Origin of the sequence: Pseudomonas sp. BIGb0558 (assembly GCF_024807515.1) — a bacterium.
GTDB classification, from domain to species: Bacteria; Pseudomonadota; Gammaproteobacteria; order Pseudomonadales; family Pseudomonadaceae; genus Aquipseudomonas; species Aquipseudomonas yamanorum_A.
Genome location: NZ_JANUEW010000018.1, coordinates 52,353 through 75,235 on the forward strand (window position 1 = coordinate 52,353; position 22,883 = coordinate 75,235).

Below are 22,883 nucleotides of genomic sequence, written 5' to 3' on the forward strand. Positions count from 1 at the left end.
CACTCAGAGGTAAGAAAGGAACAGGCTGTCGAGCAACCGCGACCACCCGGAAACCATCACGAACAACAACAGTTTGAGCGGCAGGGAAATGGTCATGGGCGAGACCATTTGCATCCCCAGGGCCAACAGCAGGTTGGACACAATCAGGTCGATGACGATGAACGGGATGTAGATCAGGAAGCCGATCTCGAACCCCGCCTGCAGTTGCGAAAGCACAAAGGCCGGGACTAACAGGATCAAGTCTTCCCGCTGAGTGCTCTGCGCCATTTCAGGCGGCCACATGCGCGCGGTGTTTTCCAGCAGGTGGGTCAACACATCCGCATCGGTGTTGCGCAACATGAACGCGCGCAACGGCTGTATGGCTTCATATCCGGTATCCATGAGCGTTTGTACGTTGCTCATGTCCACCGGCGCGGCCTTGACGTTCTGGGCAATCTGATAGCCAACGGGCGCCATGATGAACAGTGTGGCAGCCAGCGCGATTCCATTGATCGCCATGCTCGGCGGCACCTGCTGCACGCCAATGGCGTTACGGGTGATCATCAGCACAATCACGATCTTCAAGAACGAGGTGCAGATGATCAATAGCATCGGCATCAACGACAATGCGCCGAGGAAAACAGCAAGGACAAGGGGGTCAATCCCCTGAAACGTCATCGGGAAAAAATCACGCGAGACAACTGCAGCCCGAGTCGACCGTCCACCTCGACCAGTTGCCCCTGGCCAATAGGCCGGTCACCGTAATAGAGCCCGGCCATGCCGGGCGCGTACCCGGAGATGCCCAACACCGCACCGGGGGCGAGATTGCGCAGTTCTCCCAGGGTCAAGGCAAGGGTTCCACAACGCACATTCAGCGCCATGCTCAACTCATCAAACGGCTCGTGGCCGAAAACATCCACTACCGGTTCATCCAACTCAGGCCCTGCATCCCCTGAGTAGTCCTGTGTTGCAAAATCTTCGTCCATGGACGTTTCCTCAATCGAAACAAGCGTCAGGCACAACGGCCCGGATTCATCGTCAATACACCCGTGCAGCCGGTACCTGCCGACGTGCAGGTGCCCGTTACCCTGCACATCGAAAAAGGGCTGCTCAAGCATCACCACGTCACCGGCCCGTACACCGCGCAAACGCGTGATGGGCAACCTCAGGCGCCCCAGGGTCACCGCCACTGCCAACTGGAACGAAGCCGGCAAGGGCCCCGCTATCGAATGCCAGGGACCGGCCTCGCACAGTGCCAGCAAGCTCTCTGGCGTCAGCCACAGATAACCCACGACACGGGACGGTCCCAACGTCACCGTGAAGCGACAACCGAAGTTCAGTTTCCGGGGCGCCGGCAGCAACCGCAGGAAGCCGAACAGCGCACGCACCTGCGGGCTCAGGTGGTGCTGGAACAACTCCCAAAACCACGAATCCGGGTCGTTACCAGCCTCGGCCAGTGTCACCGGGCACTCCCCCAGCAGGCTGAACAGCGGCCCCGGTTCGGCGAAGGCCAGCACTCCGCTGGCGCTCTCGAAAAACAGCGGCTTGACACCTGCCGGGGCACGACCCGGCTCCATCAACAACTCACCGCCCTGCCCCGCGACCTGAAACGCCATGCGCAAGCCGCAACCCAGCCTGCGCCGCGCTGCGACGTTGGCCCCGCTGACCACCGGCAGGGTTAAAACCGGCATGATCACGCAGGGTCCACATGCACAAGGTGCACGTTGACAGGCTGCGACAACGCGCCGGCCAGCCCGTCCTCAAGGTGCTGGCGCACGCCAGGCAGCCAGCGCGCAGTTCGCTCGTCCTCCGCGTCCAGCTCAACGTTCCAGGCACCCTGCTCGCGGCGCACACTGGCGTTGATCCGCCCAAGGCGCGGCAGGTAAAGCACTGCCTGCAAAGGCCACTGAACAGCCGCCTGTATCCGCGGTACCAACTGCTCGGTCATGGCCGCGATCATCGCGGCCTGGGTTGACGCGGGGGCTCCCGGCAAGGAAGAGCCGTAACCGCCTTCCTCATTATCATTGCCAAAAAGCTGGGCAAATAACCGTCCGTGCTCCCAAGGCACGATCGCCCCCGGGCCGGGTTCACGTTCATCCCGAGGCTCACGCAAACGCGGGCGCTCTGGCTTGCTCACTGGAACTTGCGTCATGTTTCTTCCTGCGTCGTTTCTTCTTGCGCCAACAAAATGGATAACTCCTGGAGTTTCTCGACCTCGCGCAAGCATTGGGTAACCTGCTTCTGCGCGCTGTCGATGTGGGTCAACTGCTCGTCGCGCTGACCGTGCAGTTCGCGTAACTGCCCCTCTTCACGGCGAGTGTCAGCGGACAACGTGCGCTCCTCGGCATTCCAGGACTTGATGTCGCGGAACGAGATCACCTGGCCTTGGTGCTTGCCCAACAACTCGGCGGTTTTCCGTGCTTCGTCCAACCGGGTTTGTTCAAGGGCATCGCCTGCCTGCTGGATTTCCAGAAGCAGCGCTTGCTGCTGCCGTTTGGCCGCACGCAACGCACGCTCGGCCCGGTCAGCCCGATGCTTGCGCAAACGCCGCAAGGTATCGATTTCAGAAAGGGACATCGGTGGTCAACTCCATCAGTTGGTCCAGGGTCGCCGCCAGCGGCGCGGGCTCCCGCAGGTCCTGGCGCAGAAACCCATCGACTGCCTGGCGGCTGTTCACCGCAAGATCGGTCAGGGCATCACTGCCGGGTTGGTACTCACCCAACTTGAGCATCAGCTCGATCTGCTGGTAGGCCGACAACAAACGCCGCAAGGCGGTGCCGGCCTGGATATGCTCGGGGGACGCAACGTTGCTCAAAATCCGCGAAAGGCTGGCCAGTACGTCAACCGCCGGGTAATGGCCACGCTCGGCCAGCTTGCGTGACAACACGATGTGGCCGTCGAGCAGGGAGCGCACTTCATCCGCTACCGGGTCATTCATCGAGTCCTGTTCGATCAGCACGGTGTAGATGGCGGTGATCACTCCGTCGCGGGTCAAGCCGGCCCGCTCCACCAGGCGCGGCATCAGGCTGTAGACCGACGGTGGCAAGCCGCCACGGCCCAGGGGCTCGCCAGCAGCCAGGCCGATTTCACGCTGGGCCCGGGCAAAACGGGTCAAGGAGTCAATCAGCAGCAATACCCGCTTGCCCTTGCGCCGGAACCCTTCGGCCAGCGCTGTTGCGGTGAAGGCCGCGCGGGCGCGCTCCATGCTTGAGCGATCGGAGGTTGCACACACCAGCACCGCCTTGGCGCGCAATTGATCATCCAGTTCGTGGTCGAGAAATTCCCGCAACTCACGGCCGCGCTCCCCAATCAGCCCGAACACGATCACATCACACTCGACGTTGCGCGCGATCTCGGCCAACAAGGTGGTCTTGCCACAACCGGCACCGGCGAACAGGCCGACGCGCTGCCCTTCTCCCAGCGTGATCAGCCCATCGATCGAACGTACGCCGGTGGACAACGCCCGGTTGATCCTGGGGCGTTCGGTGGGCAATGGCGCCTCACACAACACCGTGCTCGCACCGGGTGTGTCGTCCTCCACAAAGGCGCTGGGGCCGTCGCCCGCAATCGGTCGCCCAAAACCATCGAGAACCTGGCCCAGCAATTCATCGCTGACTCGCACCCGATGGGGCACGCCCAAACGTTGCACACTGGCCCCCACGCGCACGCCCTCAAGATTGCCCAGGGCACTGAGCACGGCGTCCTGCTGGTCGAACCCGATGATCTCGGCCAGCATATATTCGCCGGCAGACTTTTCGATCTGGCACAGATCGCCGATGCACGCCTGGGGCAGCCGGCATTGCAGCAACATGCCATTGACGCGCTGGACACGGCCGCGCATCGCCACCGGCGCAAAGTTGGCCAGCGTACTCGACTGGCGTTGCTCCCAGGCCTCAAGACGGGCTTGCAGGTCCTGGGTCACCAGCTCACCTCAAAGCGTTGCTGGCCGTCAAAGACCACTTTGGTGTTATCGATCAGCACCAGTCGCAAGCCATCCATTTCATCGCCGACAAACAGCCGGTTACCCTGCTCCAGAACCACGTGACCGTTAGGCCCGCCGACGATCTGCAGAATCTTGAACGGCAGCGTTGAGTCGCGCAGCTTGACCCGGCTGATCACCGGCACCGCCGTATCAAACTGTTCGCCAAACCGGCTGAGCATGCGCGATACCAACTCCACATCGTCCTGGGAAACATGGCCATCGAGCAGCACCTGGCCGTTGACCAACTGAAGGCTGATGCGGTTGATCAGCTCGCGCTCATTAAGCATCTTCAGCAATTGCTGGCGGACATCGTAAGGCGAGCCCAGCTCGTTTTTCCGGACCATCGGTGGCATCAGCGATGCCTGTGCCTCACGCTCACCCGTAGAGGCCATGCCCAGCGCCGTGATGATGACGGCAACCACGACCGCGAGGCTTATCAACCGTTTCTGCTGCGATCCCGAAATAGAAGAAAGCTTCAGCGTGGCAGGCGCCTCGACCGGTGGTGTGGGCGCTTGACGCACAGGCGCCTGGGGCCAGGGTTGATCGGCGCGGGCGACGCAGAGCCGAACCTTGCCAATCGAAAACGTTGCATTGAGTGCCAGGTCAGCAATCTGTGCCAGGATCAGGCCATCGGCATCCTGCACCACCCCTTCCTCGGCCTGCACCGACCAGCGCTGCTCAATACATTGCAACCGCACATGGCGCTCGGCAATGCCCGGATCGTATAGCGCGAGGTCCGCGTCCGGGTGCGCACCTATGCTCCACTGCTCGCCGAACAACGGTAACGCGGCCCCCTGGTGCGAACCATCGAGTACCCGTAGCTCAAACATCATCAGGCCTCATGGCGGCGCGAGACAGCCTGCCCCACGCAGCACCGTCCGACGCAAGCCCGCACACAATCGCCAAAAACGTGCTCATGCCACGGCTCCACGCAGCAGATCGTCCTGAGCCAGGTCAAACCGTCCGAGCACCTTGACCTTGGACGAACTGCCCAACTCGGCAAACGACAACACCGGCACATGGTTGAACTCTTCCAGCAACAGCGTACGCAAGGGGCTGCGCAAGTCTTGGGCGACCAACAGCACGCGTTTGCTCTTGGCACGCACGTTGAAGGCCTGCTTGAGCAAGTTCACCAGTGCCGCGCTGCTGTCATTGTCGAGGGAAAAGAACACCCCGGTCTGAGTCTGGCGCAGCGCCTCGCGCAGGATATTTTCGGTATGGGGTGAGAGCAGCCAGGCATGCAGGCCATCGGCTTCACTGTACTGGTGCAGAATCTGCGACTTGAGGGCGATTCGCGCATAGTCGGCCAGGGCGTCCGGTTCACGCTCATGCTGGCCGTACTCGATCAACGACTCGACAATCAACCGCACAGCCCGCAACGGAACGCCCTCGCTGGCCAGGCGCTGCAACACGGACGAAAAGCGCGACAGCGGCATGATCCGCTGCAGTTCCTGGACCAGTTCCGGCTGGTTGAACTCGAGCCAGCTGAGAATCGACTTGCTCTCCTGAATCCCGAGAAACTGCGGCCCACTGAGCATCATCGCTCGCTCCATGCGCTCAAGGATCAATTCATGGGCGGTATGGCGTTCAAGCTGTGCATCGTCGAGCAACGGATCATCGGCGGCCAACCATACCCAGCCCTGTTCGTCACGCTCCGACAGCCCCTGGGCACCTTCTTGTGGTTCGGCGCCCAGTGCTGCCAGCTCAACCGCTATCCGATCACCAAGCGTAGCCCTGACCATCGGCACTTCATGCACGCAAAAGCGCAACTCATCGTCAGGCAGCGACGGCGCGAATTCAACCTCGAACGGCGGCAGCGTCAAGCCAACCTGGGCAACCAGGCGATTACGGATCTGGCGAATCCCGTGGATGATTTCTTCTGCCTTGCCAGTCCCCTGCAAGTGCGACGAAAACTGCAACAGGTAAGGTCGCGACGGGTCAAAACCGCACAGGTCCTCATCACCGTTTTTGTCCGCAGGCAAGACGTCAGCCGCCTTGTCGGGAGGCGCTTCCTGCCGTTGGCGCTGGCGCATGAGGTAGTAACCGAGGGAACCTGTCATCAGGGAAATGAGGATAAAGACCACCGTCGGCATCCCCGGAAGCGCCGCGAAAGCCAGCATGCCGATCGAAGCAATCATCCAGCTCTTGGGCTCACTGGTCATTTGCCGGGCGATCTCGGCGCCCATGTTGTTGGCTCCTTTATTGCGCCCGGACGGCGCTACACGAGTAATGATCATGCCGGCCGTCAGGGAGATCAGCAGCGCAGGAATCTGCGCAATCAGGCCGTCACCAATCGTCAGTACCGAATACAACGCCATGGAGTCGCCGGCGCTCATGCCGTGCTGGAACATGCCGGTGCTGAACCCGCCCAGCAAGTTGATCACCACGATGATCAGCCCGGCCACGGCATCGCCCTTGACGAATTTCATGGCCCCGTCCATCGCGCCGAACAACTGGCTCTCGCGGGACAACTGCTCGCGCTTGTCACGCGCCTGCTCGCCATCGATCAGGCCGGCACGCAAGTCACTGTCGATGGACATTTGCTTGCCGGGCATCGCATCCAGGCTGAAGCGCGCCGCCACTTCCGCGACGCGTTCCGAGCCCTTGGTAATCACCAGGAAGTTGACGATGGTCAGGATCATGAAGATCACCAACCCCACCGCCAGGTTACCCCCCACCACGAAGTTGCCGAAGGCTTCCACAATGTCGCCGGCGTCCTGCTCCAGCAGGATCAGGCGTGTGGTCGCAATCGACAACGCCAGGCGAAACATGGTGGTCAGCAGCAGGATCGACGGAAACGAGGAAAACGCCAGCGGCCCTGGCAGGTACAGCGCCAGCACGATCAGCAGGCACGAAATGCAAATGTTCACGGCAATCAGGATATCCACCAGCCAGGTCGGCAACGGCACGATAAAGATGAACACAATGCCCATGATCACGACCGCACCCAGCACCTCGGCGCGTTGTGCAACCTTGAGCAGCATCGTGTTGATTGCCCGCAATGCACTCATGGATGGTTGCTCGGCCACGCACCGACGTGCCGGAAACCTCGCTCACTGAGCGCGTACTCATCCATCACCACCATAAAACCCAGCAGGGCTTCCTGGCGCCCCTTGCTGTCGCGCCACAAGGCCAGGGGCAAGCTCCCGAACACGGGATAGAGGGTATTGAGCGACACCACCTGGTCGGATAGCGCCGCGCCACCCAACTCACTGGCCAGGCGCTGAATCTCGGCAGGCGCGATGCCTGTGCTCACGTACCCCAATAAACGCTGCAGCAGCGCGACGGCGTCCCGATCAATACCGGGATGCAAGGCGACCAGTCGATCAATCAACCCCTGGCAACTCGCCAAGACACTGCCCAGTTGACCGCAACTGCGCAAACCCAACAGCAAGGTGCGCAATTGAGCGGTGGGCAGCGAGGGACTATAGGCCGCAATGTCGTCCGCCAGGGCCCGGCGCATCAACTTCAACCCGTGGCCAAACTCATCGCCACCGAACAACCCCAACAACGCCTGCATCATGCTGGCCAACGATTGCCGGGCGACCACGCTGGCGTAATACACATTGCGCACGGCCTGGCGCAAGTTCGGGTCATCACTGTTTGCCTGCAAGGCCAGCGCGATGTTCAAGCCCGCCTGGATCTGCGGCTTAAAACGGATTTCCAGCCGGGCCAGGGCGTCGCTGGCCAGGGCGGCCTCGTTAGTGCGCGCTTCGGCCTGCGCCTGCGCAGCCACCTGCTTGAGCACGACAAACGTACGGGCCGGGTCGTTTCCTGTCAGGTCCAGCAACTTGTCGATGCTGGGCCTGAGCAACAGTTGAACCCTGACGTTACGCGCGATGGTCGCCAGTGTTGCTTGAGCCGGATGGCCCAGTTGCTCATAGAGTTGGGCCAACTGCTGCACGGGCGTCACGCGCGTCCCCAGTTGACGCCGACTCAAGCCCCTGCTGTTGAGTTCGACCTCCTGACTGAACAGCGCCGCGAGATCATCAACGGCCGGTGCCGCAGGCGACTGGCGAACTGTGTGGCTATCAATGCTCGCTGGAACAGGCTGATCCGAGCGCTGGCTTTTCTGCACATCAAAGTTGGGATCGAGTTTCATGAAGATGCCTGCACAGGAAGTTTCGTTTCCTTGTGTGGCAGGCAAACCCGTTACGGTTCCATCTTTATCGGCGATACCGGGGCTTGCGAAAAAGTCGGCACAAACCCGTGCCGGCTTGTGCAAGCCCTGGCACAAAAAACCACTGAAACAAAATATTTATCTATAAATATCAAATAGTTACAAGAATTAATCGTTTGGCACAGGCAGTGCTAACAGGGTTCCCGTCGAAATTATTTCGACCGTGTCTACCCTGAGGAAAAATCATGGATATCCCTATCGATGTTTTAGTTCACCTTACACCTGACCCGCACCGCTCCATCCAGAACCTATCGGAAGAACACCACAAGAAACTCCGACGGTTCATTCATAAACGCGTGCTCAATCCAGAAGATGCAGACGATATTCTGCAGCTGACGTACCTGGAAGCCTGGCGCAACAGGGACCGCTTCAGCGGCCAGGCCACCCTCAGCACATGGATGTGCGGGATTGCCCAGAACCTGATCCGCAACCACTTTCGGCGCATGTACGCCAAACCGGTGCATTGCGAGTTCGATGAAGCGCTGTGGCATGGGCAGGAAGACAACAACAACCTGGACTGGCAATTCGAGGTCAACCGCAAGCTCGAAAGAACCCTGCGGGCAATCACGAATTTGCCACTGGAAATGCGTAAAACCCTTTACGCCTCACTGGAAACCGACGGCAGTTACCAGGACACCGCCGACGCCATGGACATCCCCATTGGCACCGTGCGCTCACGGTTATCCCGTGCGCGCGAACAGTTGAAGCGAGCCACCTACAACCCACTGCAGCCGTAAATCGGGGCACCGACGCAATGCCGATACCCTTTGCAGGAGCAACTGATTTACCCGTTTGATGCAAGCGTTGGGCAGCAAGGATACCTGCCCGACTCGATTGGCTTGAAGTCAGGCCTTTTTGGTACGCGGCAACAGAATCGCCAACACCCCGAACAGCGGCAGGAAGGAGCACAACGTGTACACGTACTCGATGCCGTGGATGTCTGCCAGGTGCCCCAGCAGCGCCGCACCAATCCCGCCAAAACCGAACATCAGACCGAAGAACACCCCGGCGATCATTCCCACATTGCCCGGCACCAACTCCTGCGCGTACACCACAATCGCCGAGAACGCCGAGGCCAGGATAAAGCCGATCACCACACTCAGGATACTGGTCCAGAACAGGTCCACATGGGGCAAGATCAGGGTGAACGGTGCAACGCCGAGAATCGAGAACCAGATCACCGCCTTACGGCCGATCTTGTCGCCAATCGGCCCGCCAAAGAACGTGCCCGCCGCCACCGCGCCCAGGAACAGGAACAGATGCAGCTGGGAACTGGCCACCGACAGGTCGAACTTTTCGATCAGGTAGAACGTGAAGTAACTGGTGAAGCTGGCCATGTAGAAATACTTGGAAAACACCAGCAGCCCCAGCACCACCAGCGCGCTCAGCACCCGCCCCTTGGACAGGCCATGAGTGGCTGCCTGGCCTTGCTTGAGCTTGAACAGGTTCAAGTGGTTGGCGTACCAACGGCTGATCGCATACAGCACAAACAACGCAAACACCGCGAACAGGCCGAACCAGGCCACATTGCCCTGGCCGAACGGAATGATGATCGCCGCCGCCAGCAACGGGCCAAAGGCCGAGCCGGCGTTACCGCCCACCTGGAAGGTCGACTGCGCCAGACCATAACGCCCGCCCGACGCCAGGCGCGCCACGCGGGACGCTTCCGGGTGGAAGGTCGACGATCCGATGCCAATCAGCCCGGCTGCCAGCAGGATCAACGGGAAGCTGCCCACCTGGGACATCATCAAGATGCCCACCAGCGTGCAGATCATTCCGCAGGGCAACAGGTACGGCTTGGGGTGGCGGTCGGTGTAATAACCCACCCACGGCTGCAACAGGGACGCGGTGAGCTGGAACGTGAGGGTGATCAGGCCGACCTGGGTGAACGTCAGGCCGTAATTGGCCTTGAGCATCGGGTAGATCGAAGGCAGTACCGACTGGATCAAGTCATTGATCAAATGCGCCAGCGCCACCGCGCCGATCACACGCATCACCAACGGGCTGGTTTGCCCGGCAGCAGGCGTCGTAGCCACGGAGGGTTGGGAATTGCTCAGAGCCATGGGAGGTTTTCCGTACAGCAGATGGATGCACAGGTGCAGGTGCGACAATGTGCCACTTTTGGGGGCAGGAAGGCTATCCCGTTAGCAGGCTAACGACTAGATGAATCGATGCAGCGGTCATGGTTTGTAAAGGGCCAGCAAGATGAATCCCTTTAATTTGCGGGACGTTTCCTAGAGAATCTTTCGGCCTTGTGCCTGTTGAAACCGCTGGCTAGTCTTCGGTCCGTCGCTGCTCATCAGCGATCGGGTTTAGTCGCTCGGTATTAATAGGCGCATGCTTTCATGAGGTTTCATGGTGGCTGTGCGCAGGGCGCCCTCGGGTGCGCCGGACTTTGCCTATTTGCCGGTCGACTAACCTGCGTACAGCCGCCACCCTTCGTTTAGTCGCGAAGGACCGGCTCCATAGGTAATAGGAGCTACACCATGTTCAAGATCGTCCCCGATCCACCCCGTGACCAAGCCAAAGACCGCGCCGCCTTCAACCGAGCGCTCGACCACTACCTGCCGACCGATCCGCCGCAACCGTCGACGAACTTCTACGCCATCAGCGACGACATCAGCTTCGAAGACTCCCTGCTCTACACCGCCGACCTGCTGCACAGCGCCTCGGCCACCGCGCTCGACTGCGGCGAACAGCTGCAAAGCCCCGAACGCGCCAAAGTCCTCGCCGTGTGGCACCTGCTGGAGATCGCCAAGGCCATGGTCGACCGCTCGATAGAGTGCCTGCACCCGCGCAAAACCTGACGACTAACACCGAACAAATGTGGGAGCTGGCTTGCCTGCGATGGCATCACCCCGGTGCCACTGATAGACCGAGGCGCCTGTATCGCAGGCAAGCCAGCTCCCACAGAAGATTTATGTTGATCTTAAGAAAGGTGAAAACCCCAGGCCACTCGTCGCCTTGCCAGGTGTTTCCCGTTAAACAGTTGATAGCGTAGATAAATTTTCAAAAAAAGCGCTTGACGCATTCCCGTTCTCCGCGAATAATGCGCGCCACTTGGCTACATAGCTCAGTTGGTTAGAGCATAGCATTCATAATGCTGGGGTCCGGGGTTCAAGTCCCTGTGTAGCCACCAAGTACTAAAAACGGCTTACCGAAAGGTAGGCCGTTTTTTTATGCCTGAAGAAAAGTACACTGCCCCACCACATGGAGGTGACGCATGACATTCCCCGCCACCGGCATCCACACCGACCGGCTTTTACTGCTCCCCGCCCACCCTTCCCACGCACGTGCCCTGCAAGCGTACCTGCTGGAGAATCGCGACTTCCTCAAGCCTTGGGAACCGTCGCGCGATGAAGCCTTTTTCGAACTGACAGCCATCACCGAACGCCTCGAAACCATGGCCGACAAAACCGCCAACGGTGAAGCATTGCACCTGCTGATATTCAGCCACGGCACAATCATCGGCGCCTGCAACTTCAGCAATATCGTGCGTGGTGCGTTCCAGGCCTGTCACCTGGGTTACGCGCTGGCTGAATCCGCCCAAGGCCTGGGCCTGATGCAGGAAGCGCTGACGGCGGGCATTGCTCATGTGTTCAACGCAATGCAGCTGCACCGAATCATGGCCAACTACCGTCCGGAGAATGAGCGCAGTGCGCGCCTGCTGGCGCGGCTGGGGTTTGAACGAGAAGGTGAAGCGCGGGCGTATCTGAAGATCAACGGGGTTTGGGCGGACCATGTACTGACCGCCCTGATCAACCCCTACGATATTTAAACAACTCAGTCGCTGTGGGCTGCATCACTTGGTGCACCCGGACAAGGATTCACCAACTCCGAATACTCAAACTCGGTGAAGTACGGAATCTTTGTCCCAGGAATCATCCCTCCGCCGTACTTCTTCTTGCCGCTCGGCCTTACCGCCTTCGCGCCCGCACCAATCAACAATGGCTGACCATCCGCCAGCAAGTAATCCACCATCTCCCGGTGCATCGCGCCATTCCATTGCTTGTCGGCATTGAGCGGCAGCAACACGAAGTTGGAGTCCGCGGTAAACATGTTCAACGCTTCCGCCGCTTCCCGGGAAGTGGCGGTATGGCCGCACAGCACTTCGGCGGTTTTCAGGGTGTAGGCCGGCACGTACCGGCTGCTTTGGTACTTGCTCAGGATCAGCCCTTTGCGGGTCAGCACCGCCAAGCCTTGCTCGGCATGGCAGATCGCTTCATCGCCGTACTTCAGTTTGCAGAAGTTGGTGTAGGAGATGTCGATGATGTCACTGCCGGAAACGCCCAGGTCTTGCTCTATCTGGGCGCGAGCTTCAGGGGTTTGGTACGGGATGCTGCAGCCACTGAGCAGCAGTGCAGCAAGGACGAAAACCAGCGGTGAAGTGCGCATCAAAACTCCAGAAAACGGGATGGGAAGGTGTCAATCCATTAAATCGCTACCGGTAAAACCAGGTCCTTTTGCCCTTCCACTGTCACGTCATAAATCTTCTCGCTGCACACCGAGAGTCCTTGCAAATCAAACTCCACCAGATAGGTTTTGTTAGCCTTCGGCAGGAAACTGCGGGACAACGGCCCGCACTTTTCCAGGGTATAGGACGTGCCGCGATCGTTGCGCCAGTTCGCAACGCCCTCTACCACGGTCACCTGATCCGCCGGCACCAGCGTATCCCGGAACGGCCGCACCTGATAGAGCCCGCGGGCCAGCCCCTTGTACAACCCGCGGGCAAACGCCGGCATTTGTTGCTCTTGGGCATCGTTGTAAACACTCCCCACGCTGCTCAGGTTTCCCGCCGGGCCAACGCTGAAATGCACCTGTGATTCAGTGCTGAGCATTCTGAAAATCACCTTCGCATGGTGGTCGTCCGCCGTCAGTACGACCGGCTTGGGTTTGGCCGGCGGCGGGCCTTTATGAGAAGAACACCCCGCTCCAACAGCAGCCACCAGGCACAACGGAATGACCCAAGCAAAGGAACGACCCATAGATAAATTCAAACCCGATTAAATGTCAGAAAGGTTATGCGGCAGATAGCTTAATGCCACTACCCTGGGAAAGTCTCTCTCAACCGTTGGTGTGCCGTCTATTGCAGCCCGAAGTTTTAAACCACTAGAATGGGATTAATTCTCACTTACGAAATTATCTCATGAAGCTGGCTTCGCCCACCGATGCGCCTACGCTCGATGCGCTGTACCGCGGCTACCACGGCTGGTTGTTGACCTGGTTGCGGCGCCGTGTGCATTGCTCCCATCAGGCGGCCGACGTGGCGCAGGACACTTTCGTACGCTTGCTGGCATCGGGCACTTACGTGGCGCCGGGTGAACCACGGGCTTATCTGGCCACCATCGCGCGCCGCTTGCTGATGGACAATGGCCGCCGTCGACGCCTGGAACAGGCCTACCGCGAAGAGCTGGAACGCTGCGCCGCGTACCTGGAACAGGCGCCTTCACCGGAGCAGATCCTGCAAGCCGCGCAAATGCTTGAGGCGATTGACCGGGCCTTGGCACGTATGAACAAGCGGATCCGCGACACCTTCATCCTGCGTTACCTCGAAGGCCTGGACCAGGCGCAGATTGCCCAGCGCCTGGGCGTTTCGGTGCGCACGGTGCAGAACGATCTGGTGGAAGCCTTGCTGGCGTGCGATGCGTGCGCACAGCCATGAGTCAGCCTCTGCCCCACTCAGTGTTGCGCCAGGCCGCCGAATGGCTGGTGCGGCTGGATCACGAAGGCAATGCCGCCAACGAACAGGCGTTTCATGCCTGGCTGGCCGCCGACCCACAGCACCCGCAAGCCATTGCCCGCCTTCAGGGCCACTTGCAGCCGCTCAAACAAGCGCCGGCCCGCGCTGCGTTACGTCGCGCCCGGCAGCCTCGCCATGGGGCAACGCTGGTCAAGTGCCTGGCCCTGGCGCTGCTGCTGGCGGGCGTGCCCGCGTATCAGTACGAGCAGCGCGGCTACCTGTTCGCCGACCTGAGCACCGGCCGAAGCGAATGGCACCAGACGCTGCTGGCCGACGGCAGTGACCTGCAACTGGAAGGCAACTCCGCCGTGAACCTGCACCTGGACGCCAGCCAGCGCCGCGTGCAACTGCTGCACGGTGAGATGCTGGTGACGGTGGCCAAGGACGCCCAGCGCCCGTTTTATGTCGACACCCCCCAAGGCAGCATTCGCGCCCTGGGCACGCGCTTTATCGTCGAGCTCAGCGACACCGCCACCGTGGTCAAGATGCTCGAATCCTCGACCCGCATCGACAGCGCCGGGCACACGATCACCCTCGGCCCGGGCGAGCAGGTGCGCCTGGATGCAAGCGGCCCGGGCACGCCGAAAAGTGTCGATGTGCAGGCCCAGCAGCAAGCCTGGGCGGCCCATCAATTGCTGGCCAACGACGAGCCTCTGGCGGATGTGCTTGAGCGCCTGGCGCGGCATCGCCCGGGCGTTTTGATGTTTGATCGCAAGGCGCTGCAAGGCATGCGCGTGACGGTGATGCTGCCGACTGACGACAGCGACCGTGCGCTGCGCCTGCTCTCGCGCTCCCTGCCGATTGAAGTCAGCACCTACACCCCGTGGCTCACTCGCGTGCGCTTGAAAGTACCTGCCGAATAATTTTTTGCGCAGCGCTGCGTGTTTTCGGTTTTGCCGCGTCCTTCCCTTGGCCAACATCCAAAGGAGCACCGATCACATGTCTTCAACCCCCACTCGCGGCGGCCTGTTGCTGGCCAGTCGACTGTTGCTTGGCTGCCTGCCGCTGGCGGTGCCGGGCCTGGCGTATGCGCAACAGCAGGTACAGACGTTCGACGTCGCCCCAGGCCCACTCGGTGACGTGCTGACCCGTTATGCCCAGGCCGCCGGCGTGCCGATTTCGTTCCTGTCGCAACAGGTGGCCGGGTTGAACAGCCCCGGTGTACGCGGCAGCTACAGCGTGACAGACGGGTTCGCCCAGGTGCTGGCCGGCACCGGCTTCGCTGCAACCGGCAACGCCGATGGCTACCAGCTGGAAAGCCTGCCGGTGGCCAGCGGCACGCTGGCACTGGGCGCAACCGAGATCAGCGCCAACCAGTTGGGCACTATCACTGAAGGCACCGGCTCCTACACCCCGGGCACCATCGCCACCGCCACGCGCATGGTGCTGACGCCACGGGAAACCCCGCAGTCGATCACCGTGATCACGCGCCAGCATATGGATGACTTCGCGCTCACCTCGATCGACGACGTGATGCGCCATACGCCAGGTATCACCGTGTCGACCTTCGACAGCGAGCGCAACAATTACTACGCCCGCGGCTTCTCGGTGGAGAACTTCCAGTACGACGGCATCCCGACCCTGCGCAACTCCGCCTACTCGTCCAGCCAGACCCTCAGCGACATGGCGATCTATGACCGGGTGGAAATCCTCAAGGGCGCCACCGGCTTGCTGACCGGCGCCGGCGCCCCTGGCGCGACGATCAACCTGATCCGCAAAAAGCCCACGCGAGACTTCAAGGCCAGTGTCGAACTGGGCGCCGGCAGTTGGGACAACTATCGCTCCCAGATCGACGTGAGTGGCCCGCTGACCGACAGCGGCAACGTGCGCGGACGGGCGGTGGCGGCGTACCAGGACAAGCACTCGTTCATGGACCACTACCAGCGCAACACCAATGTGTACTTCGGCACGCTGGAAGCCGACCTGACCGACGACACCCTGCTCACCGTTGGCTTCGATTACCTGGACAGCGACCCGCAGGGCTCGGGCTGGTCCGGCAGCCGGGCGCTGTTCGACCGCAGCGGCAACCGCATCGACGTGAAACGCTCCTACAACAACGGCGCCAAGTGGAGCCGTTGGGAGCAGTATTCCCGCAGCGCGTTCTCCACCCTGGAACACAACTTCGACAATGGCTGGGTGATCAAGGGCCAATACACCCACCAACTCATGGGCTACGACGCGCCCCTGGGCTCGATCATGAGTGGCCCGTACGCCGCCACCGGCTTGTCGTCCCTGTACGCCAACAAATTCACCGGCAACACCCGCGCCGACTCGGGTGATATCTACGCCAGCGGCCCGTTCAGCCTGCTGGGCCGTACCCATGAACTGGTGATTGGCGCGTCGGCCTCCAACTCCCACTGGACCGGAAAAGACTACGGCGACCCCACTTTTGTGGGCAACAACCAGATCGATTTCTGGAACTTCGACGGCAACGTTCCAGAGCCGGACTGGGGTGCGCCGACGCGGACCATCGATGCCACCACCCGGCAATCCGCAGGCTATATGGCGGCACGTTTCAACCTCACGGATGACTTGAACCTGTTCCTCGGCAGCCGCGTGGCCAACTACAAATTGCGCGGCGATGACGACTCCACCGAAACCGGCAAGCTGGTGCCCTACGCCGGGGTCACCTACGACCTGAACGACAACTTCACCGCGTACGCCAGCTACACCGACATCTTCATGCCGTCGAGCTACAGCCGCGACCGCAACAACAAATTGCTGGAACCGGATGAAGGCAAGAACTACGAAACCGGCCTCAAGGGCGAGTTCTTCGAGGGCCGGCTCAACACCAGCATGGCCTACTTCGAAGTGCATGAAACCAACCGCGCGGAGCCCGACGCCGAATACAACGCTGCGCCGACCAACCCGTCCCTCGGGTACGCCGAGAAAGGCATCAAGGCCAAGACCAAGGGCTTCGAGGCCGAGATGTCCGGCGAGCTGGCGCCGGGTTGGCAGGCCCAGGCCGGCTACACCCACAAGATCCTGCGGGATGAAAATGGCGACAAGGCGTCGACCTGGGAGCCGGAGGACCAGCTCAGTTTCTTCACCTCGTACAAACTCAAGGGCCCGCTGGACCGCCTGACCGTCGGCGGCGGCGCACGCTGGCAGAGCAGAAGCTGGCAAGTGGTGTACAACCGGCCCAAGGCGCAAAACGAAGAGTTCTCGCAGGAAGCCTATTGGGTGGTGGACGCGATGGCCAAGTATCAGGTCAGCGAACATCTTTCCGCGACGCTGAACGTCAACAACCTGTTCGACAAGCAGTACTACACCAACATCGGCTTCTATAACACGGCCTATTACGGCACCCCGCGCAATGTGATGCTCACCACGCGCTGGGACTTCTAAGCGGCCAAGCCGCAGCGCACCGTCACGCGGGGCGCTGTTGCGTCAAATACCACGCCGCACAAAACACTGCTCCACCACCGCCTTGCCCCACTGCTGCCCTTCCTGTTCCGACTCCAGCACAAAGCCTGCGTTTTCATAGAGCTTGCGCGCCACATCCAGGCCCTTGAACGTCCACAACCGCACCGCCGGAAAACGGTGTTCATCACAGAAATCCACTGCCTCCTTCAACAACTGCTTGCCCAAGCCCTGGCCGTGGGCCGACGGGTCGAGGATGAAGCAGCGCAGGATCGCCTCGCCGTTTTCGCCCTCGCCATCGATGGCGATCGAGCCGACGATCTGTGCCCCGTCCAGCACCGTCCACACTTCGTTACGCGGGTTGGATAAGCGCCCCATCAACTCGGCCATGTCCGCCGCCACCAGGCTTTCAAACGGCTGGCCAAAGTTTGCGTGCTGGGCGTAGTACTCGGCGTGCATCTGCGCGATACGTCCGATCACGCCAGGCCTGTAGCCACGGGCAATGCGGTAGTGCCGGGGTTGCCGGGTGCCGGTGCGCTGGGTTTGCAAGGCGCCGGCGTATTGGTCCAGGCCACGGCTGACAGCCTGTTGCTGTTCGCTGGACAGGTCGGCAATCGCCTCGCCCACCTGCCGCCGGGCAAACGTCTCGATGTCGCCCAGCGTCTTTTGGCCTCGCGCAGTGAGCCGCAGTTTTTTCGAGCGGGCATCGTCCTCGTGGGCAAACTCTTCCAGTTCGCCCGCCTCGATCAGCTTGCGCACCATGCGGCTCACGGACGACTTTTCCAGCCCCAGCAACGTGACCAGTTCCGCCGCCGTCAGCGCGCCGCGCTCGCCGATTTCAACCAGGGTGTGAACGGAGGAAGGCGGGTAGCTGCTGGCCGCCAACTTCGGCTGCATGAAGCCCAGCTCTCGCACCATCAGGCGAGAGGCACAGCGGATCTGATCGATAAGGTCTGGCATTGAACGGTTCACGGGGACACCCTTTTCCCGAATGAAGAGGCAAGTAGTTGTATCGCACAACCAAATTCAATGCAACGGGTTCGCGCCCGCGTGGGAGCGATCAAAAAAAGCCCGCATCACGCGGGCTTTTTTTTACGCGACCTTCGGGGCGCGAGGTGTCCGGACTCGCTGATCCGCCAAATCAAGGGTCAACTCAGCGGGCAGCGGGCTGCTCAGCGTATCGTTCAACTTCATTCTCAGGGGTTTGTCCGCGTTGGCACCGTACTCCAGTTCGGCATTGACGCGTTTATGGGTATGGCTCAGTGCGGCGTTGCTCGAAAAGCCGATATTGGTCATTGAGGGTATCGACATCGCATGGGACTGGCTCGCGGTATAGCTGAGGCTCATGGTTTTGATGCGCAGGTTTTCACGCTTGCCTAAGGCCTCTTTGATCAGCGACTCCGGGCTTTCACCGTCGAGGATTTTGCGCTCGACGGCGCGCACCACATCCGGCTTGAGTTCCAGGCCGATGCCCACCGAGGTCCCTTCGCCGTTCTGCAACTGGTCCAGCACCTGGGCAAACTGTGGGTCATCCTTGAGCCACTGCACAATGTCAGCTTTGTTGGCCGGTGCAACATCGTTCAACCAGGCATGCTGTCCATCATCACGCAAACCGACGTAAGTGGCAGACGCCGTCACCGACACCAATTGGCGAAGCCCCTTCTCTACCAGATTCTGCTGGTGAACGAGCTTATCCAGTGAGTCGTTGAGTGTGTGGTAAGCCTCGAGTTTCGTTGCGGTCGCGGGATGCGTTTCCAGAAACCGTTGCAGCGTGGCCAGTTGTTCTGCCACCGGTTTGCCCTCCAGCTTCAGGGCGCCAAGGTCGCCTTTGAATCCGGGAGCGTAGCGAGAAAGGTCACTGACAAGGCTGTCGATCGCTGACTGAGCCACAGGCTCTGGCCGCTTGAAGGAAAAGCTGAAACCCCGGGATTGCCCGCGATCAAACTTCACCATGACCGACACCTCCGGCAGTGCGAACACTGCTGCGCCATGGCCAGGGCCTCCCGGCATGCCCAGCCCCACCGCATTCAGCGGGCCGAGGTTGACACCCACACCGCCCTGGCGCAGGAGTTGTGCATTGGTTGCGCCACCCTGGCTTGTACCCGCGGCGCTACGACTGGTTGACTGGCTTTGGTCAAAGTGGGCCAGATTGACGTTACCCACCAGCCCCACGCCGGCTCGAAGCACCGAGGCCACCTCGGGAACATCTTCCTGCGGGTGGTAGAGCAAACGCAATTGCGCAAGCGCATCCAGGCTGAGGTCAACGTTGGTTTTCGAGCTCTCACCCACGGCGTGAGCCTCACCCAACTGCAGCAGGTCAAAGACGTTGCCCTGCTCTCCCATCAGGATCGACATCATCTTGGGAAAGTCAGCTTCTTTCACGTCGAAACCGATACTCGACCCTTTGGTATTGGCCAGCGCCGCGGTCATTTCCGCCGCTACCCGCAGGCCGTGGCCCACGACTTCTGGGCCTTTGCCAAGGGTCAACCCGGAGGCCACCGAGGCGGCCAACCGACGGGTGTCATCCATGCTGATTTCTAACTTGGCGCCTTTGTCGGTACGACTGATGCTGACACCGTTGGAATGGGACTTGGACACGCCGACAAAAAACTCCAGCGGCGCCACCGGTTTTATTCCGGTCACCATGGCCCCCAGGTTTTTGCCCTTGGTGCGGCTTGGGGACAACGTCTGGCCGCTCCCCATCTGCTGGATCTCTTGCGTCATCGCCTCCTTGAGGCTCCCATCGGCAGGCAGCCCCAACAACCGCGAGAGGTGCCAATGCAGGGCCGATCCGGGGGTTCCGAGGTCCTTCGCCAGCAGCTTGAAGTTTTTGTAGAGCGTCTCGGCCTGGTCATAGCTGGCGACGTTCTGACCGGACAGCTTGTGCACCAGGCTTTGCTCATAGTCCTTCATCACGGATTCGAGGGACTGCTTGATTCTTTCCAGGGCACTCGAGCTCATACCGGAGGCTCGCTCCAGCTCAACCGTCAAATCCGTCAGTTGCTTAAGGGTGCTGGCCTGGTGAATCAGGTCGCCTTCGATCATCGCCGAGGGATGACTGAGGTCGCGCTTGCGGCCTGGGTCCCATGCCGCAAGCGACAGGGCCTGCCCCTCGAAATTGGCCAGCAACGCCGCGGTCTCTTTCTGTGTGGAGGGCGACAGCCGTTTGAACGCCTCGTACAGTTGATGCAGCGTCGACTCAGATTGAATGTTCGCCCGACTCAAGCCGGGCTTCGGATCAAACGTTATCCCATGCGCATCCCCCAGGCGTTGCGCCGCAGACTTGCTGTCTTTTTCCACCTTGGCCAGTGCTTCACTGATGGCCTTGGCCAACGCCTCGCGCGGCCCCGACTGGCTCAGGGTTTCCAGGCGCGACTGAATATCGCCGGGAACCGGCCTGGCCTGGGAAAGCGCCTTGAGTTGCTCGTGCAGGTGTTTGTTTTCGGTGTAGACGCTTTCCAGGCCCTGGCGACCGGTGAAGTGATGCTGAATGCCCTTGCCCATTTCCTTGAGGCTGTCCAACGGATGAAAGTGCGCGTTCACCCCTGCGAAAAAACCGCGCTTGAGCGGAACACCTTCAGTGGTCTGACCCAGCACGTTACTGGTGGCGGACAGTGCGCCACCCGGAAACTGGGCGCGCATTTGGGCGCCTGCCAGGGTCTCGGTTAATGACTGACCAGGGGCGGACGATGCCGATGGCACCGGCCCCCACGTCATCGTGCCCTCGGCGGATGTCTCCAGGCGAAAGAAGCGCTTATCCCACTCCCCCACCAGGTGCTTGTCGGCGCCCATGCGCAGAGAGTCCAGCCGCTGCCCCTTCGGCAGCTCGACCTTGCTCCAGCTCAACGCAGCCTCGGGGCGCTCCTGCCAATCCTCGCGCTTCAAGGTGAACAGCTCGCCGTCTTTGCTTCGGGCGTAGAGGTTTGCGTCTTGATCCAGTGCCAACACCTGCACGGCGATGGGCGGGGTCAGGGTCAACTGGCGGGCAACACCGCCCAGGTTGACCTGAAGCTGATGGTCTTGATTGGCCGTCACATACGTCCTGGCGTCAGCCACGGCAAACGCCGTGACTTTCTGCTGGTTGTTTCCTGCCAAGACCTCGTCAAGGGTGACTTGCGTACGAGGTTTGGGTAGCGCTGACAAGTCGTGGCTCGCGCCTTCATGGATCGGTTCCCGGGCTTGCTGGGTCGCCACCGCCTTCAACTGCCCATCCTGCAGCACATAACCACGGCCATCCAGCCCTCGCTCCAGCCCCTGGAGGCCCACCTGCGGATCGCGCTCCCAGCGTTGCGTCGCCCTGTCCCAGACCAGCAGATTGCCCTCATCCAGTGCAACCTTTCCGCGCTGCCCGAGATCGACCGCCCCGGCCAATGCCTGCAAGCTCGGCTGCGGCAACCCTTTTTCGATGCCCTTGACCAGCACATCACTCAGGTTCCATTGCGGGCTCAGTGAGTCCTTGCCGGCCAAGGGTGCGCTGTGCAGTTGCTGGCGCGAATCCCGAACCAGCGTGTTGAGCTGCCCCGCATCGTCATGGAAAAATCCCTCGACGTTGACCGCCCCCTTCAATGCCCGCTCCAACGACTCAACCGGTTGCACGGTCATCGTCAGCACGCCGCCCTGCGCCTGTTGCAGATCGGCCTGCAACAATTCGCCATGGGCATTGGTTGCATGGAGGGTATTGCCGGACAACCCTATACGCGTAAGTTGCAGCGGGTTACCGGCCTCGTCCAGCGCACGCAACCTCGTCCCTGCCGCGTGCAGAATGGAGCCACCCGGGGCATCGCTCAGGGAGACCGTGGTCTTGCCCTCGACGCTGCTGTCTGCCATGCCCAGGGGCACCTTGAGCAACTGGCCCTCACGGGTCAGGCTGATACGGCTCAAGGCGCGAGTGTCGGGGTCAGGCAACCAGGTGGTGATGGCTGGATCGAAACGGTACAGGCGCCCGCCCTCCAGACGATACTGCTGGTCATCAACGGTGGTGTGTACCTGGCTGATAATCCCCATGAGGGCCCGGCCCGGGTTGTTGCCCGCGGGGGTTGATGCCCGGTCCTCGGGGCGGCTGCTTTTGAACACCGCCGCCGCAGCAGGTGTGGACTGGATCTGAAACCGGTAGTGCCGCTCATCCTTGAAGCCCAATGCATGCTTGCCCGCACCGCCATGATCCTCGGCGACATACTGCTTGTTCGCCTGGTTCAAATGGCGCGCAATCTCCTGGCCCTCACGGGTTCCATCCGCCTGTACTTTCCCCTCTTTGAGGGTCGGCGTGAACAACATCGAAGTGGGTTGCAACGATTGGTAGCGGCTCAGTTGCTCGGGAGACGGAGCTTTCGAGAACCAGCCTGAAAGCCCTTTGTGCGTTTGTTTTACAGGCGTTTCCTGAGAAGCGCCTTCGGTGACTGACGTTATCGGCGACTCCACACCCTGACGATACGATCCGGCCAGGCCTTCTGGTACTGAATTCATTGCAACCTCTCGAAGTTTCTGCTCAAAACTCCCTAGTGACCATTTGTAGGCATTGGTTCCCTGTACCTGCAGCCGTCTTGATAGCGGGTAGCATTGTCCCGCACAGGCTGATTTGCCCAAGATCGTTTTTGCGCACTGAGGTACATTTACCCCACGGACAACAGATCATTCTCAAA

General features: G+C 60.8%; 19 protein-coding genes and 1 tRNA gene. 7 read left to right on the plus strand and 13 right to left on the minus strand.

Annotation, left to right across the window (positions count from 1 at the left end; genetic code table 11):
* Positions 1–3 precede the first annotated feature (3 nt).
* The 8 genes from sctR to sctW all read right to left on the minus strand — a co-directional run bounded on the left by sctR (position 4) and on the right by sctW (position 8,063).
* Positions 4–657 (minus strand): type III secretion system export apparatus subunit SctR, encoded by a 654-nt coding sequence (gene sctR / locus M2400_RS20680; RefSeq protein WP_177048211.1) that lies wholly within the window; start codon positions 655–657, stop codon positions 4–6.
* Positions 654–1,676: a FliM/FliN family flagellar motor switch protein gene (locus M2400_RS20685; protein ID WP_259197521.1), complete on the minus strand. Its 1,023-nt coding sequence runs from the start codon at positions 1,674–1,676 to the stop codon at positions 654–656. Before M2400_RS20685 ends, sctR begins: the two co-directional genes overlap by 4 nt.
* Positions 1,673–2,131, minus strand: coding sequence for a type III secretion system HrpP C-terminal domain-containing protein (locus tag M2400_RS20690; RefSeq protein WP_259197522.1), 459 nt, complete (start codon positions 2,129–2,131; stop codon positions 1,673–1,675). The genes M2400_RS20685 and M2400_RS20690 overlap by 4 nt, the downstream gene beginning before the upstream one ends.
* Positions 2,128–2,556, minus strand: a complete 429-nt coding sequence (locus tag M2400_RS20695; protein WP_177048217.1) for a type III secretion system stalk subunit SctO — start codon at positions 2,554–2,556, stop codon at positions 2,128–2,130. Before M2400_RS20695 ends, M2400_RS20690 begins: the two co-directional genes overlap by 4 nt.
* Positions 2,543–3,901, minus strand: a complete 1,359-nt coding sequence (locus tag M2400_RS20700; protein WP_177048219.1) for a FliI/YscN family ATPase — start codon at positions 3,899–3,901, stop codon at positions 2,543–2,545. The genes M2400_RS20695 and M2400_RS20700 overlap by 14 nt, the downstream gene beginning before the upstream one ends.
* Positions 3,898–4,791, minus strand: a complete 894-nt coding sequence (locus tag M2400_RS20705) for an FHA domain-containing protein (protein WP_259197550.1) — start codon at positions 4,789–4,791, stop codon at positions 3,898–3,900. Before M2400_RS20705 ends, M2400_RS20700 begins: the two co-directional genes overlap by 4 nt.
* Positions 4,792–4,875: 84 nt before the next feature.
* Positions 4,876–6,972: a type III secretion system export apparatus subunit SctV gene (gene sctV, locus M2400_RS20710; protein ID WP_259197523.1), complete on the minus strand. Its 2,097-nt coding sequence runs from the start codon at positions 6,970–6,972 to the stop codon at positions 4,876–4,878.
* On the minus strand, positions 6,969–8,063 hold the full coding sequence (sctW, locus tag M2400_RS20715) for a type III secretion system gatekeeper subunit SctW (protein WP_259197524.1): 1,095 nt from the start codon (positions 8,061–8,063) through the stop codon (positions 6,969–6,971). Before sctW ends, sctV begins: the two co-directional genes overlap by 4 nt.
* A gap of 263 nt (positions 8,064–8,326) precedes the next feature.
* On the opposite strand from sctW, the gene M2400_RS20720 reads away from it, so the two are divergent.
* The gene (locus tag M2400_RS20720) at positions 8,327–8,878 is read left to right on the plus strand and encodes an RNA polymerase sigma factor (RefSeq protein WP_177048223.1); all 552 of its coding nucleotides are present in this window, start codon (positions 8,327–8,329) and stop codon (positions 8,876–8,878) included.
* Between the two features lie 108 nt (positions 8,879–8,986).
* Here the strand turns inward: M2400_RS20720 and M2400_RS20725 are convergent, their stop codons facing one another.
* A complete protein-coding gene (locus tag M2400_RS20725) occupies positions 8,987–10,204 on the minus strand; it encodes an MFS transporter (RefSeq protein WP_169387095.1) in 1,218 nt (405 codons plus the stop codon).
* A 423-nt stretch (positions 10,205–10,627) separates the two neighbouring features.
* Between M2400_RS20725 and M2400_RS20730 the strand changes: the two genes are divergently transcribed.
* The 3 genes from M2400_RS20730 to M2400_RS20740 all read left to right on the plus strand — a co-directional run bounded on the left by M2400_RS20730 (position 10,628) and on the right by M2400_RS20740 (position 11,919).
* Positions 10,628–10,948, plus strand: coding sequence for a DUF6124 family protein (locus tag M2400_RS20730; RefSeq protein WP_010177056.1), 321 nt, complete (start codon positions 10,628–10,630; stop codon positions 10,946–10,948).
* 255 nt (positions 10,949–11,203) lie between these two features.
* Positions 11,204–11,280, plus strand: a tRNA-Met gene (locus tag M2400_RS20735).
* Between the two features lie 84 nt (positions 11,281–11,364).
* Positions 11,365–11,919 (plus strand): GNAT family N-acetyltransferase, encoded by a 555-nt coding sequence (locus M2400_RS20740; RefSeq protein WP_259197525.1) that lies wholly within the window; start codon positions 11,365–11,367, stop codon positions 11,917–11,919.
* Positions 11,920–11,924: 5 nt separating this feature from the next.
* Here the strand turns inward: M2400_RS20740 and M2400_RS20745 are convergent, their stop codons facing one another.
* Positions 11,925–12,536, minus strand: coding sequence for a hypothetical protein (locus M2400_RS20745; protein ID WP_259197526.1), 612 nt, complete (start codon positions 12,534–12,536; stop codon positions 11,925–11,927).
* 38 nt (positions 12,537–12,574) lie between these two features.
* Complete coding sequence (locus tag M2400_RS20750; RefSeq protein WP_259197527.1) at positions 12,575–12,979, minus strand: hypothetical protein; 405 nt, start codon at positions 12,977–12,979, stop codon at positions 12,575–12,577.
* Between the two features lie 308 nt (positions 12,980–13,287).
* Between M2400_RS20750 and M2400_RS20755 the strand changes: the two genes are divergently transcribed.
* From M2400_RS20755 to M2400_RS20765, 3 genes are all read left to right on the plus strand, one after another.
* Positions 13,288–13,803 (plus strand): sigma-70 family RNA polymerase sigma factor, encoded by a 516-nt coding sequence (locus M2400_RS20755; protein WP_259197528.1) that lies wholly within the window; start codon positions 13,288–13,290, stop codon positions 13,801–13,803.
* Positions 13,800–14,744, plus strand: a complete 945-nt coding sequence (locus M2400_RS20760) for a FecR domain-containing protein (protein ID WP_259197529.1) — start codon at positions 13,800–13,802, stop codon at positions 14,742–14,744. Before M2400_RS20755 ends, M2400_RS20760 begins: the two co-directional genes overlap by 4 nt.
* A 76-nt stretch (positions 14,745–14,820) precedes the next feature.
* The gene (locus M2400_RS20765; RefSeq protein ID WP_259197530.1) at positions 14,821–17,229 is read left to right on the plus strand and encodes a TonB-dependent siderophore receptor; all 2,409 of its coding nucleotides are present in this window, start codon (positions 14,821–14,823) and stop codon (positions 17,227–17,229) included.
* A gap of 42 nt (positions 17,230–17,271) precedes the next feature.
* On the opposite strand, the gene M2400_RS20770 is transcribed toward M2400_RS20765, so the two are convergent.
* The gene (locus M2400_RS20770; RefSeq protein ID WP_259197531.1) at positions 17,272–18,204 is read right to left on the minus strand and encodes a bifunctional helix-turn-helix transcriptional regulator/GNAT family N-acetyltransferase; all 933 of its coding nucleotides are present in this window, start codon (positions 18,202–18,204) and stop codon (positions 17,272–17,274) included.
* Between the two features lie 132 nt (positions 18,205–18,336).
* Complete coding sequence (locus tag M2400_RS20775) at positions 18,337–22,707, minus strand: AvrE-family type 3 secretion system effector (protein WP_259197532.1); 4,371 nt, start codon at positions 22,705–22,707, stop codon at positions 18,337–18,339.
* Positions 22,708–22,883 lie beyond the last annotated feature (176 nt).

Bases quoted from the DNA above. Each gene is read 5' to 3' on its own strand.
- M2400_RS20705 (WP_259197550.1), bottom strand. From the start codon at position 4,791: ATGTTTGAGCTACGGGTACTCGATGGTTCGCACCAGGGGGCCGCGTTA.
- sctR (WP_177048211.1), bottom strand. From the start codon at position 657: ATGACGTTTCAGGGGATTGACCCCCTTGTCCTTGCTGTTTTCCTCGGC.
- sctV (WP_259197523.1), bottom strand. From the start codon at position 6,972: ATGAGTGCATTGCGGGCAATCAACACGATGCTGCTCAAGGTTGCACAA.
- M2400_RS20770 (WP_259197531.1), bottom strand. From the start codon at position 18,204: ATGCCAGACCTTATCGATCAGATCCGCTGTGCCTCTCGCCTGATGGTG.
- M2400_RS20725 (WP_169387095.1), bottom strand. From the start codon at position 10,204: ATGGCTCTGAGCAATTCCCAACCCTCCGTGGCTACGACGCCTGCTGCC.
- M2400_RS20695 (WP_177048217.1), bottom strand. From the start codon at position 2,556: ATGTCCCTTTCTGAAATCGATACCTTGCGGCGTTTGCGCAAGCATCGG.
- M2400_RS20765 (WP_259197530.1), top strand. From the start codon at position 14,821: ATGTCTTCAACCCCCACTCGCGGCGGCCTGTTGCTGGCCAGTCGACTG.
- M2400_RS20690 (WP_259197522.1), bottom strand. From the start codon at position 2,131: ATGACGCAAGTTCCAGTGAGCAAGCCAGAGCGCCCGCGTTTGCGTGAG.
- M2400_RS20760 (WP_259197529.1), top strand. From the start codon at position 13,800: ATGAGTCAGCCTCTGCCCCACTCAGTGTTGCGCCAGGCCGCCGAATGG.
- M2400_RS20740 (WP_259197525.1), top strand. From the start codon at position 11,365: ATGACATTCCCCGCCACCGGCATCCACACCGACCGGCTTTTACTGCTC.
- M2400_RS20755 (WP_259197528.1), top strand. From the start codon at position 13,288: ATGAAGCTGGCTTCGCCCACCGATGCGCCTACGCTCGATGCGCTGTAC.
- M2400_RS20730 (WP_010177056.1), top strand. From the start codon at position 10,628: ATGTTCAAGATCGTCCCCGATCCACCCCGTGACCAAGCCAAAGACCGC.
- M2400_RS20750 (WP_259197527.1), bottom strand. From the start codon at position 12,979: ATGCTCAGCACTGAATCACAGGTGCATTTCAGCGTTGGCCCGGCGGGA.
- M2400_RS20720 (WP_177048223.1), top strand. From the start codon at position 8,327: ATGGATATCCCTATCGATGTTTTAGTTCACCTTACACCTGACCCGCAC.
- M2400_RS20775 (WP_259197532.1), bottom strand. From the start codon at position 22,707: ATGAATTCAGTACCAGAAGGCCTGGCCGGATCGTATCGTCAGGGTGTG.
- sctW (WP_259197524.1), bottom strand. From the start codon at position 8,063: ATGAAACTCGATCCCAACTTTGATGTGCAGAAAAGCCAGCGCTCGGAT.
- M2400_RS20745 (WP_259197526.1), bottom strand. From the start codon at position 12,536: ATGCGCACTTCACCGCTGGTTTTCGTCCTTGCTGCACTGCTGCTCAGT.